This window comes from Lysinibacillus sp. NPDC086135, from assembly GCF_044746345.1.
Taxonomy (GTDB): domain Bacteria; phylum Bacillota; class Bacilli; order Bacillales_A; family Planococcaceae; genus Lysinibacillus.
The window spans coordinates 1-12,545 of the sequence record NZ_JBIVCA010000007.1; the positions used below are offsets into that span (position 1 = coordinate 1).

General features: G+C 37.0%; 14 protein-coding genes. 6 read left to right on the plus strand and 8 right to left on the minus strand.

The window, feature by feature from the left end:
• Positions 1–429: 429 nt before the first annotated feature.
• From ACIPKN_RS10845 to ACIPKN_RS10860, 4 genes are all read right to left on the minus strand, one after another.
• A complete protein-coding gene (locus tag ACIPKN_RS10845; RefSeq protein WP_248717467.1) occupies positions 430–636 on the minus strand; it encodes a DUF6440 family protein in 207 nt (68 codons plus the stop codon).
• A gap of 220 nt (positions 637–856) precedes the next feature.
• Positions 857–1,129 carry an LCI fold-containing protein gene (locus ACIPKN_RS10850; RefSeq protein WP_400935912.1) on the minus strand — a complete coding sequence of 91 codons (273 nt, stop codon included), beginning with the start codon at positions 1,127–1,129 and terminating at the stop codon, positions 857–859.
• A 970-nt stretch (positions 1,130–2,099) separates the two neighbouring features.
• Entirely contained in the window at positions 2,100–2,768 is a 669-nt protein-coding gene (locus ACIPKN_RS10855; protein WP_400935914.1) for a class A sortase, read from the minus strand.
• 253 nt (positions 2,769–3,021) lie between these two features.
• Positions 3,022–3,207 (minus strand): 2-hydroxymuconate tautomerase, encoded by a 186-nt coding sequence (locus ACIPKN_RS10860; RefSeq protein ID WP_053484500.1) that lies wholly within the window; start codon positions 3,205–3,207, stop codon positions 3,022–3,024.
• Between the two features lie 165 nt (positions 3,208–3,372).
• Here ACIPKN_RS10860 and ACIPKN_RS10865 point away from each other — a divergent pair, with 165 nt between their 5' ends.
• Positions 3,373–3,888, plus strand: coding sequence for a YwhD family protein (locus tag ACIPKN_RS10865; protein ID WP_400935916.1), 516 nt, complete (start codon positions 3,373–3,375; stop codon positions 3,886–3,888).
• Positions 3,889–4,233: 345 nt separating this feature from the next.
• Here ACIPKN_RS10865 and ACIPKN_RS10870 read toward each other — a convergent pair whose 3' ends face one another.
• Entirely contained in the window at positions 4,234–6,288 is a 2,055-nt protein-coding gene (locus tag ACIPKN_RS10870) for a transglycosylase domain-containing protein (RefSeq protein ID WP_400935918.1), read from the minus strand.
• Between the two features lie 428 nt (positions 6,289–6,716).
• On the opposite strand from ACIPKN_RS10870, the gene speB reads away from it, so the two are divergent.
• Positions 6,717–7,589, plus strand: a complete 873-nt coding sequence (gene speB / locus ACIPKN_RS10875; protein ID WP_400935920.1) for an agmatinase — start codon at positions 6,717–6,719, stop codon at positions 7,587–7,589.
• Between the two features lie 128 nt (positions 7,590–7,717).
• Here speB and ACIPKN_RS10880 read toward each other — a convergent pair whose 3' ends face one another.
• Positions 7,718–8,434 (minus strand): 3-ketoacyl-ACP reductase, encoded by a 717-nt coding sequence (locus ACIPKN_RS10880; protein WP_400935922.1) that lies wholly within the window; start codon positions 8,432–8,434, stop codon positions 7,718–7,720.
• 165 nt (positions 8,435–8,599) lie between these two features.
• Here ACIPKN_RS10880 and ACIPKN_RS10885 point away from each other — a divergent pair, with 165 nt between their 5' ends.
• The 4 genes from ACIPKN_RS10885 (at position 8,600) to ACIPKN_RS10900 (ending at position 10,886) form a co-directional block, all read left to right on the plus strand.
• Entirely contained in the window at positions 8,600–8,974 is a 375-nt protein-coding gene (locus ACIPKN_RS10885) for a winged helix-turn-helix transcriptional regulator (protein WP_400935924.1), read from the plus strand.
• 130 nt (positions 8,975–9,104) lie between these two features.
• Positions 9,105–9,299, plus strand: coding sequence for a hypothetical protein (locus ACIPKN_RS10890; RefSeq protein WP_400935926.1), 195 nt, complete (start codon positions 9,105–9,107; stop codon positions 9,297–9,299).
• Positions 9,300–9,561: 262 nt separating this feature from the next.
• A complete protein-coding gene (locus tag ACIPKN_RS10895) occupies positions 9,562–10,131 on the plus strand; it encodes a TetR/AcrR family transcriptional regulator (RefSeq protein WP_400935928.1) in 570 nt (189 codons plus the stop codon).
• Positions 10,128–10,886: a CPBP family intramembrane glutamic endopeptidase gene (locus tag ACIPKN_RS10900; protein WP_400935930.1), complete on the plus strand. Its 759-nt coding sequence runs from the start codon at positions 10,128–10,130 to the stop codon at positions 10,884–10,886. Before ACIPKN_RS10895 ends, ACIPKN_RS10900 begins: the two co-directional genes overlap by 4 nt.
• A 28-nt stretch (positions 10,887–10,914) precedes the next feature.
• Here the strand turns inward: ACIPKN_RS10900 and ACIPKN_RS10905 are convergent, their stop codons facing one another.
• On the minus strand, positions 10,915–11,871 hold the full coding sequence (locus tag ACIPKN_RS10905; protein WP_400935932.1) for a threonine ammonia-lyase: 957 nt from the start codon (positions 11,869–11,871) through the stop codon (positions 10,915–10,917).
• Positions 11,872–12,010: 139 nt separating this feature from the next.
• Complete coding sequence (locus ACIPKN_RS10910; protein WP_400935934.1) at positions 12,011–12,505, minus strand: hypothetical protein; 495 nt, start codon at positions 12,503–12,505, stop codon at positions 12,011–12,013.
• Positions 12,506–12,545: the final 40 nt, after the last annotated feature.

Below are 12,545 nucleotides of genomic sequence, written 5' to 3' on the forward strand. Positions count from 1 at the left end.
CCCACGCACCCGTACGTCCTACCCTGGCTACTGATATAATAGATTCTATTAAAAAAAGGTCAACCAGTAAAAACTGGTTAACCTTATAATACGAAAGCACCCGTTAGTTGAACAAGCACTATAAATAATCAATATTCAACTCCCATGAAAGAACTTAATCATCTTTCATTTTCTGTGGTGTAGCGCTGGTTTTTGCGCTACATGGATGGCTAACGGGGCAGATAGTTTAAGAAGGCACTAAAACACAAAAATCCTCACTATTTGTATTCTCTTATCTAAAAAAGCATTTAGATTACAAAGGAAAGCCTTTCTCTAAGGCTGTTTTCGTATAGATTGTTGCTGTTAAAATATAAAAACAGAAATAATCTACAAAATGTGTAGAATCAACTCTGTTTTTATGTTTAAATCGAATATTTAACTAAAGCCCTGTTATTCATTATTTGGTTCTATTATTGGTTTTCCGTCCTTATCCAACAACGGGGTGATTCCCCCTGCATATCCACCCCAACTAAATAAATAATGAACTCCTGTTTCATTATCTACTATTATTCTGTTCCCGTTAGCCACACCAGTTTCTGAAAGGATTTCTTCAAATCTCTTCTTTGATCCTTTATTCTTATCTGAGTTAGTAACCATTTTTTCGCCCCCATATTGGAATAACATTTTTTATACTACGCTCTTGCCTAGTGATTATTACAAAAATAGTAATAAGGCAACAATGTTAATAGCAACAATCTTTTCGAAAACAGCCAAAATTAAAAAGCCCTATCATTAAGGTAACGGGGCAAAGTTAAATAATAAAAAAGAGCGACGTCTATCATCGCTCTTAAAATATTTCAAAATTTACTTTTTTATGTTAAACGTTAGCTTCATAGTGGCCGATGTACCAGCCACCTGAATAGGTGATACCTTTTAAATACCAAGTAACGCCGTTTTCAGTAAAAGAGTTTGCAAAAACATTTTCTTTTTTAGGGATATCCCTAGTAATGATCCCTCGAGTTGAGGCATCTGATTGAGTTGAAGAACTTACAGTGTTTTCTGTACTTGCAAAAGCTGGAGAAGCAGACACAACAGGCACCAATAAGGACAGAGAGAGAGCAGAACTGATTAGAAATTTTTTACCATTCATTTAACAACACTCCTTCAAATATAATTTTTTATGGTACATCTATAATAATTCGACGCAAGGGATAATTTCCCTTTTATTTTACATATATTTTTAATTTTTATTTTTTTTCCCAATTTATAGTCCTGGTATTATTATTGAATAGATTAGCCCATATAACAAATACACCTGTAAAAAGCATAGCAGAACAAATGTGCATACACGGAATTAACAATAAGGATATCCTCAAAAATTTATCACCAAATTTTCGCCGGGGTGTTGGAATTGACAGTACTTTATACCGTGGAAATATAAAAAACACACCAGTGATTAGACGAACACAAGCTGGAGAATGTGAGCGAATTTCTTTAACCTGTATATGAAGTAATCGTTACATTGGCCTATGCATTAGATTGTAGCAAAGCGAGAGCTTGCGCTTTGATTTTAGAGGAATGTTTGTATGAAGCTACATTTGTTAACCAGTATGTAGAAAATTATTTGTAGGAAAGTGTGGATCCGCAAAAAATGCGTGAATTGCGGAAGTTCATGCAGCAGATAAATAAAAATTCTGTTGAAAAACACTCTTGGACTGAACTGCTTTCGTACATTGTAGATGAAATCAAGACTCCCCTTGTTTCTACACAGGAAATGGTATCTGACTTCGTTATAAATTTTTGGGAACTTTCATAAAAGAATGTTATTCAATAATATTGCCCGATTGTTGAACAACAAGTTAAACAACACTCTTCAACTAAACTGCTCCGTTAGTTGAATAAGGTACGATTTTACACCCATTTATACTATAAATAATTTTAACAAATATTCCTAAATATAATTTTAATCACAAATAAAAGCTGAACTAATGCAGAAATTAGTTCAGCTTAAAAATAACTCGTTATAATGTTGCGCATTTCATAAAGAATACTGATGTAACAAGCAAATTACTTTAACTCTTGACTTTTAATTTTAAAAAAATCTTGGGGCTTTTCTTAAACTAAAAAGTTTCTGATAGTTTTGCAGGTGCTTGGTCGAATGGATATTGCTCGACAAAATCTGCTTGTACAGCAAGTCGTTTCGTACCTCTATCAGCGCATGTCACGAGGGTTAAAACAGTTTTATCAGGGATGTCATTAATAACATAAACATCTGTAGCAGCGATAATTTCCTTGATCGTTATTTTGTACTCATAAATATTCGTTAAATCCGTTAAATAAATCGTATCTCCGATGTTCGCCTTGTATAAAGGGCCAAATAAAATATCTTTTTCCTCAAAGTAATGACCTGCTAATGCGTAGTTTCCTTGTCCGAGTTTTTGATTAGGCTTCATAGTGCCTGCTCCAACGGCAAGAGAGGCATTACCAACTCCTTTGACGATAGGAAGTTTCATACCAACACTAGGAACAGCGATACTACCAATGACAGGCATTTTTTTTGCGGTTGTTTGAGCTTTTAAAACTTCTGCAATGGATAAAGATTGCACTGCTTCAAATTCAAAATCGGCATCCGCGTTTTTGTTTTTTTCAATATCGTCTACACTGTAATCAGTTGTATTTAATTGTTTACTCAAATGAGCAATAATTGCATTTTGAATGGGATTAATAAAAATAAGTAAGAGGCCAACGATGAGCATACAAATGAGTAGTGATAATTTAAATTTATTCATTTCATAGATCACATCCTAGTATTGAAATTCCGTGTTACCGATTGAAGGTCGAGTTAAGCCACAAAAACCGGAGAATCGCCGGTAAAAGGTGAACTTCCGCTGCTAAAATCGAAAAATTCGCCGCTAAAAGGCCAAGTTCCGCCGCTAAAACCGAAAAACGAAGCTATTACAGCTTTCCAAACATGCAAGGCACTATAAGGCTACATTACGTTAAAAATGGGTAGAGCTTTATATGCTCTACCCGTTTTACTCTTTATTTATCGCTAAAGCGCACGCCTGCAACACCGTAATGGTTTTTAGACATTTCTTCGATGAAGACTGTTACATTTTCTGGTGGCGCATTAACTGTACGAGAAACGGCTTCTGTTACTTCTTTTACTAGTGCGCGTTTTTGTTCTTCTGTACGACCTTCAAGCATTTTCACTGTTACGTATGGCATAATATTGCCTCCTTTATTGAATAATGTTGTATAGTGTTTATAAGAAAGTATAAACTTCTTACTTGTATTTAGGCATATGCGCAATGCCAGTGTCGTGTTCATTCCGGTGCTAATGCGCTTAACTATGCTTTACTTTTATAATAGCAGAACGGAGGTAGTTAAAGTATGGCAAATGAAGAAAAAGCAAAACAAAAAATGGGCTTTACTATTATTAAAAATGACCCAACAGATGGACATAAGGGATTTGGTATCGGTTCGCTTTCGCTTGAAAACGTATCGCCAGTCATTATCGATATAGAAGAGGGGACGGCATCAGTTGAAATTGGTGCTATGCATGCTCGCAGTGATGTGGAACGAGGTATTAAATTTACGACAGATCGTGCTGATTCAGAAGGTGGGAAACCGTATTGGTTGGTTTGGGTGACAATAGACCATAAAGCGGATGGACCTTACTATGCAGGTGTTACTGCGTGTGAAATGGTAGTCAATCGCGAAAAACGTCGAGGCTATAAAATTTTAGCTGATCATGTGAATAAAATGGATAAATCTATGAAGCGTCATATTATTGTTGAACATATGGATGCGCCATCTAAAAAGATGTTAGCTTCTTTCCTAGAAGAGCTTAATCCGGACTTGTGGGCACGTAGTGAGGAGCAATTGCGTCAAGATTTATTTGTTTAATAGACCTACAATGATTGAACAATGTGTGACATTTTACAATCGCTTTCGATATAAGGTTGAAAGTGGATTTGAAACAAAGTAAACTTGATGAAGAGCTTACATTTTAGTAAGCTAGGACGCTTGGTTCTGCGAATGTGATGAGCGCTATGCGGCATTTGAACAACCCAAACCCAAGCCAAATGCCCCATGATGCTCATCTACTTCGCGAACCATAAATAAGAAAAGCTTTCTGTTCCCACGGACACGGCTCCGGGGAAGAGAAAGCTTTTCTTTTTCGTATATGTCTGTACTTTGTCGAGAGCCTTCGTTAATTAAAACGTCTATCTCTGATAAAGGTTCCGCATGTTAATCTTTAAAGATGGAGAATGGAAGCATATTCCAGAATTTTCCCCACGTATTCGTATCGAGAATATCGAAGTTTGAACATTTTTCAGTTGGTACATCTTTCGCATCCATATAAACGAGACGTTGTTTTGGGCAGGCATCTGTTGCTAATTTACCTGATTCAATATCGATGACCGCACCTTTAACGTCTTTAGGCTTTGCAAAATCTTCGTTCTTTGTTCCTTTATTGACAGCCTCCATAAAGTCGATCCAAATTTGCTTTGTAGATGCAGTATCTTCTCTTTCTGTTAGGTTTTTTCCTTGGTCATAGCCGTTCCACACGCCAGCAGTTAAGCTAGGTGTAAATCCAATTAACCATTGATCGCTATTTGTAGAGCCAGATTTGGCTGCATACGTATGCGTCATGCGAGAACGAATGCCAATCCCTGTAGCTGGAGAATAATCACTAAAGACTGGATCGAAAATACCCGTCATCATTTCTGTTAAGATATACGTATTTTCTTTTGATAGAACAGTCTCATCTTCTTTATCAGCTTCTTTATTTTCATAGATGATATCGCCATTCGCATTTTTAATAGAAACAATAGTAGTAGGCGTAGTTTTTTTACCTTGCGATGCTAAAATATTATAAGCATTCGTCATTTCATATAATGTTGTTTCAGTCGTTCCAAGCGCGATGGATAAATTGTCCTTAGTACCGATATTCACGTTGAAGCGATCAGCTATATTATGAAATGCTTTAAATCCAATTTCCTCTAAAGTTTTCACAGCGTAAATATTATCTGAAATAGCGATAGCCTGGGCCATTGACATATCATGGTTTGCAAATTTGCCATTAACATTTTTTGGTGCATATGTGGCACGTCCATGATCATAAGTGAAAGTTGTCTCACCTACATTTAAATAGGTTAAAGGTGTATAACCATTCTCTAAAGCTGCCGCATATAAAATAGGTTTAATGGTTGAGCCTGGCTGACGTTTTGCCTGTGTAACTCGGTTAAATGAACTTGTAGCATAGTCACGACCACCAACTAATGCTGTAACGGCGCCTGTTTTGGGTTTCATACTAACAAAAGCAGTTTGAAGATCGTCGTTAGGCATATGTTTGGCTACAGCTCCCTCTGCTGCCTTTTGGTGTTCTAGATTAAGAGTTGTTTGGATAGTCCAGCCACCTTCACTAATGTCGAGATTTTTCGATTTCAAAATTTCACTAGCCTCTTGCCATGCTACATCAAGGAAAAATGGTGCTACAGATTTTGCTGCAACCCAACTATCATTCTTTAAGACAAGCTTTTCACTTTCTGCACGTGTTTTTTCATCTTGCGTAATAGCACCTTGATCGGCCATCAGTTTTAAAATAACTTGTTGGCGATTAGTTGCTTTATCTAGATTGACAATAGGAGAGTAAATACTTGGACCTTTTGGAATTCCTGTTAACATTGCAGCTTCTGCTAATGTTAAATCTTTTGCTGATTTTCCGAAATAAAATCGACTAGCTGCTTCTACGCCGTACATACCATGTCCGTAGTAAACAGTATTTAAGTAGCCTTCCAATATTTCATCCTTATCATAAAAAACTTCTAATCTATAAGCATACAGTGCTTCATTTAATTTTCGTGTCCATGATTTTTCATGTGAAAGATATAGATTTCGAGCATATTGTTGCGTAATTGTACTTGCTCCTTGAACCTTACCTCCAGCCTTAAGATCAACTAATACTGCACCAGCGATACGAGAAAAATCAAAACCGCTGTGCTTATAATAATCTTTATCCTCAACAGCGACTACTGCTTTTGCTAAATAGGGGGACATCTCATCACGCCCAACCCAATAACGTCGTTCATTCGTAAAGTGATCTCCAATTTGGTTCTCATTTTCATCTAAGAAAATAGAGGCTTTAGGTACGGTTAAAGGTGGGGCACCAGCCACTTGAACATAGACGCGTAAAGCTATAAATGCTACTACAATTGCAGATGTAAAGGCGATAAAAAGGGTAAGTACTTTACGCGTACGCTTTACACGCTTTTGTTTACGTTGATAGCTTTTTCTCTGCATCCGACTTCACCTCGTTTTCTCACACTTGCGTATAGTATGTGTCTGAACATTCATATTTAATCGAAATTATTGGTAAAAACTATTGCACTTTATTCAAAAACATCTATACTTTTTTTGTACTGTTTGAAATGCTAGTGTTCGACAAAAAAACACACATTGTAGATTTTAATCGAATTTTGCTAGACGTTCCAATAATGTATACGAGGATACAAGGATAGAGGTTTCATTACATTCCTGTAAGTCCTTAATAGAGTAGTGATAAAAGGTTCATCATTGAAGGATTTGAATGACATTTTGCTAGAACATATGTCATGTGAATAAGGTGATTGGAGTGATGAAAATGGATGCTCCAGAAACGCCCAGAACGGGATATCAACTCTAGTGGTGAAAATGAATTTAATAATTTTTTATATAGTGGAGGTCGAGTAATGAGATTTGATGAAGCTTATTCAGGAAACGTTTTTATAAAAAGTCATCCTATATATGAGGATGCTCAGGCGGTCATTTATGGTATGCCAATGGACTGGACAGTTAGTTATCGTCCAGGCTCACGTTTTGGTCCACAGCGTATCCGTGAAGTATCTATTGGGCTAGAGGAATATAGTCCGTATTTAGACCGTGAGCTAGATGAAGTGAAATATTTTGATGCGGGTGATATACCGTTACCATTCGGTAATGCACAGCGCTCATTAGATGAGATTGAAAAGTATATCGAGAAGCTTTTAGCAGACGGCAAGATTCCTGTAGGTATGGGTGGCGAACATTTAGTATCGTGGCCTGTTATGAAAGCTGTATCTGCCAAATATGATGACCTAGCAATTATCCACTTCGATGCACATACAGACTTACGTGTAGAATATGAAGGGGAGCCACTTTCTCACTCAACGCCGATTCGCAAAATTGCTGAACATATCGGACCAAAAAATGTCTATTCATTTGGTATTCGTTCAGGTATGAAGGAAGAGTTTGAATGGGCAAAGGAAAATGGCATGCACATTTCAAAATTTGAAGTGCTAGAACCATTAAAAGAAGTATTGCCGTCTTTAGCAGGACGTAATGTTTACGTAACAATTGATATAGATGTACTTGATCCCGCACATGCACCTGGTACAGGAACAGTAGATTGCGGAGGCATTACATCAAAAGAATTACTAGCGTCAATCCATGCGATTGCAGCAAGTAACGTCAATGTAGTGGGCTTTGACCTAGTTGAAGTAGCACCAATTTACGACTCATCTGAAATGACAGCAAATACAGCTTCTAAATTGCTAAGAGAAATGATTTTGGGCTGGATCAAATAAGTAGGGTATTTGAAATGAAGTGGTTGGAACGGGGTTAGCGATAAGCTAGCCCCATTTTCCTTATCCTTTTCATTATAAAAAAGAAGACGCCATCCAAAGATAGCGCCTTGATATTTCGAATAGTTCTATTAAGGGTTCGTTGACCAAAGTCCAGCATGCTTTAATACAACACGTGGATGAAGTTTTAGCTGAGCAACCATTAAATCTGCTAAATCTTCTGCTTGCATCACTTTTTCTGGATTGCCGTCTGTTAAGTTAAGCTCAACCGCCATATCCGTAGCAACTGTACTTGGCGTTAATGTTGTAACGCGAATGTTTTTCTTACGCACTTCAAGCATTAATGATTCACTTAGTCCGATAACCGCAGCTTTTGAAGCCGAGTATGCGCTTGTAATCGGTGCACCTTTTTGACCAGCTGTTGATGAGATATTAATGATGTCGCCTGTGTTGCGCTCTAACATCTCCGGTAATACAGTACGTGTTGTGTAGTACACACCTTTTACATTGACATCGATAATATTTGTCCACTCTTCAGGTGTTAAGTCCATGAAGTTACCGAATTTTGAAATTCCAGCATTGTTTACTAAAATGTCGATGGCGCCAAGTTCTCCGCGAATAGATTCAACGGCTTTAGTAATAGAGTCTAAATCCGCCACATTTGCCACAGCGATTGCAACCTTCACATCATACTGCTTAAGTTCCTCTGCAACTTGTTGTAAATTTTCAAGAGTACGTCCAACAAGACCTACGTGAATACCTTCTTGCGCAAAAGCTACTGCTGTAGCACGTCCGATTCCACGCCCAGCTCCTGTAATTAACGCTACTTTTCCTGCGATTGTTTGCATGTTTTTTGCTCCTTCGGTTGAGATAATTTTATTTAGACGAAAAAATAGATTAAGATTTGTCTTTAAGACTATCCTCATTTTACTACGGTTTTATACATTGTGAAGAGTGCACTTTTTGGTGCGGAGGTTACTAAAAGTTACTTATACGAAAAGGGAGTTAGCTCTATGTCAGATAAATTAAGAGAAGAGATAAAAGAGAGAATAGTAAATAACGATTACCATTGTGAAAAAGAACTTACATTATCAATCATTAGTGGTAAATGGAAGGTCGTTATTCTGTGGCATTTAGGCGTCGAAGGACCACATCGTTTCAGTGAGCTTCAAAGACTTTTTCCGAAAATATCTCATAAGATATTATCAAACCAATTACGTGAACTGATGGAAGATGGAATTGTTCATCGAGAAGTGTTTCCAGAAGTCCCTCCGAAAGTTGAATATTCTATGACAGAACTAGGGATGACGTTATTACCAATCGTTGAGATGATGTATGAATGGGGGAAAAATAGAATCGATCAAATTAAACAAGAAAGCAATAACTAGGTCATTTAGGATAATTTAAATTGTAAGTCTGTTTTTTGAATTTTGTACTTTATTTCTATACACAAGCTGTTTGAGATGGTAGAACTTCCCTTGACTTTTAACGTCTTTTTTGTAAAAGGGGTGAGCTAAAATGGGAGTTTGGTATTTCTTAATCCTATTTGTAGGGCTATTTTTCGTATTTAAAGGAATATTTATGAAAAAGCAATCTTTGTTAATAAAGAAAATTAGTATTGTATTTGTAGGATTATTATGTATTTCATTCTCAATATTTATGTTTTCGCCAGGTAGTGCAGAAATAATTTCGGATTTGTTAAATTTGGAATAAGGAATATCTAGATAATTTAATTTATTTTATAAGGGGCTATAAGTGGGGAAGCGTAATGAGCTCACTTTTAGCCCTGTTTGCTTTTTCATTCCAGACATCAGTAGTATTGGGAGTTTACGGACTTTCTTGGGAAAAGAAAGCTCATTTACAAAGTGAGCTTTTTTATTCTTGGAATTCTTTTGAATACCTTATTGACATTTGTAGGAAAATACTGTTACATTATAGGTAACTAATGTTACCTATTGAGAGGAGGCAAATTTTTTTGGCACCAAAAGAGCGGTTTACGGAAGAAATTTTAATGGATTGTGCTTTTGAAATGGCTAGGAAGAGTGGGATTGATAGTGTTAATGCAAGAGATTTAGCAAAAGAGTTAGGTTGTTCGACAAAGCCTATATTTCGATTATTCTCGAGTATGGACGATTTAAAGTCTGCAATATATGAAAGGGCTAGCAATCTATACAACGAAAGAATGTTTCAGGGCTTGCAAGAAAGTTCTTTTTTAGGAATGGGGTTAGCTTATATTAATTTTGCTCGCGAGGAAAAAAAGTTCTTTGAGCTATTATTCCTATCCAATAAGTATGAGATATCGAGCTTTTCAAATTTAATAAATGACGTAGAAAACCAAGGAATTATAGCGCTAATTTCTAAATTAACGGGATTAACCCAAACCTCTGCTAAATCTCTATTTATCGATATATGGTTAACTACGCATGGTATAGCGACAATGTGTGCGACGAATACTTGCGATTTAGACAGCTCGGAAATTGAGGGTATTTTAAAAGATGTTTTTGAAGGCGTTAAACTAAAATTATTGAATGGAGAGAATAAATGAAAATGAAGAATTCACCTATTCTTTTATCGATACTATTTACTATGCTTGCACTTGTTTTTCCTTTCGTAGCTGGTGTAATTATAGCTGTCAAAAATATAAGTAGCTTAAGCTCTATAGTTTTAATTCAATTTATTGCCTTTGCAGTTGGTGTACTAGTTACTCTTTGGATCATGAAAAAAAGTAAATTCTCTTTCCAAGATTTCGGGTTTAGAAGATTTAAAGCAGAGGCTTGGATGGTTGTTATCATTGTTTCTGAGCTGGTTACATTCTTGAATGGTATTACTGATAAAGATGGTTTTTCTGCGCAGTATGTATTTATTTTACTTCTATTTGTTATTGCCGTTGGTTTTTGTGAAGAGCTTATTTTCCGAGGCCTAGTTTTCAAATATTTATCAGCAAAAGGGCTTAAAGTGGCTATTATAGGTTCCTCAATTTTATTTGGTATTGGACATTTTACAAATTTACTTTCCGGTCAGGATTTTTTAATGACATTACTACAGGTTACTTATGCATGCCTCTTTGGGCTAGTTTGTGCAGAAATTGTAGCAAAGACAAAAAGTATTATATTTCCAATTATCTGGCACGCTACGCATGATTTTATTGCTTTTATGACCGATAGTGAGCCGAATGTTCTTGCTATTTCGATTTATGTCTTTCATTGTTTAGTGTTAATGGGTCTCGCAATTTATTTCTGGAAAGCTTTATTTCCTAAAAAGGCTGTTATGAATTTAAAAAATCCTGAGAGTTACGTTTAGACTCGACAAGCAAAAAAGCATCTACTCGTTAAATTTGAGTGGATGCTTTTTTGTCTAAAGCTTCAAATCTGACATTTCCTCCAGAAATAAGGAAGCACACTTTTTCATTTTTACGAATAGGTAAAATTCCTTGCAGGGCAGCGCCAATGCCGATAGAAGAGGAGGGCTCCGCAATAATTTTACCCGCAGAGAGTAAGGTTTTCATCCCACGTTGAATCATTACTTCATCTACACTTACAATCTCATCGACAAGCTGTTGAACAATTGGGAAGTTCCGTTCCCCAGGCTGTAAAGTTAGTAGAGCATCAGCCAAAGATTTTTGTTCCGCTAAAAGCAATCTTTCGCCTGCCTCTAAGCTTTTTGAATAACGCGAAACAACAGCAGGTTCCACACCAATTACGTTGATATGAGGGGCAATGGATTTAACAGCTGTTGCAACGCCACTAATTAATCCACCACCGCCAATAGGAACAACAATAGTATCGACTTCAGGAAGCTGTGCTACTATTTCTAAACCTGCTGTTCCTTGTCCTGCCATAATATCGTAATCATCATAAGGATGTATATTGCAATAGCCATAATCACGACTAAGTTTTTCTGTTAGTACATGTCTTTCTGCCAGCTTACACTGTAAAACTTCTGCACCTAAGGCAAGTATTCCATCAACCTTAACGCTAGGAGCTGAATCCGGTAGAACAATTGTCGCCTTACTATTTAATAGCTTGGCAGCATAGGCGACACCTTTACCATGATTACCAGAGGATGCAGCAACTACGCCTTTTTGTAGTTGTTCTAGTGGCAAGGAAAGCATTTTATTGAGAGCCCCTCGAAGCTTAAAGGAGTTTGTTTTTTGCAAATTCTCGGCTTTTATATAGACGTGACATCCTAAAAGTTGATCGAGCCCATTTAAACGAATAATAGGCGTTTCATATATATAAGATGAGATTCTTCGTTTAGCATCATGAATTTGTTCAAATGTTAACATACAACAACCCTCATTTCATTAAAATGATAGAATACTCAATTTCTTTAATATAACTGTAGACTTACAGGCAAATTGTGTCAATCATGAAATAATAAGGTTTATCACCAAAAGTTGTGGATGACTTTTGTTAAAACGTCTACTATGTAAATAGTTGATTGGAGTGGAGACTGGGCGACTCTCCGGAGATCAGCAATAGAGGAACGAAGGCTAAAAGCATCATATCCTGTGATAACGCCTTCGTGACCAACATCGTGTTGGCCCGAGACCCTGCAGCGCAGCGGATGTTTTCTGTGCGAAAGCGTAGTGTTAACGTAGCGGCAGCAAATGTTTTGACTGTGCGAAAGCGTAGCGACAGCAACACCAAAAGCGGCTCATCGGACGCCCCCAGGAAGCTTTGCTCTGTGCGAAAGCGAAGCGGCAGCAACAAATGTTTTTTCTGTGCGAAAGCGAAGCGGCAGCAACAAATGTTTTTTCTGTGCGAAAGCGAAGCGGCAGCAACAAATGTTTTTTCTGTGCGAAAGCGAAGCGGCAGCAACAAATGTTTTTTCTGTGCGAAAGCGAAGCGGCAGCAACAAAGCGCCCGGTCGGAACGGAAATCAACCACACGTTTTGGTGATGATCCAATAATGAACAAATTACTGCCACATCGGATAGAATACTTACTTCTACCTTGA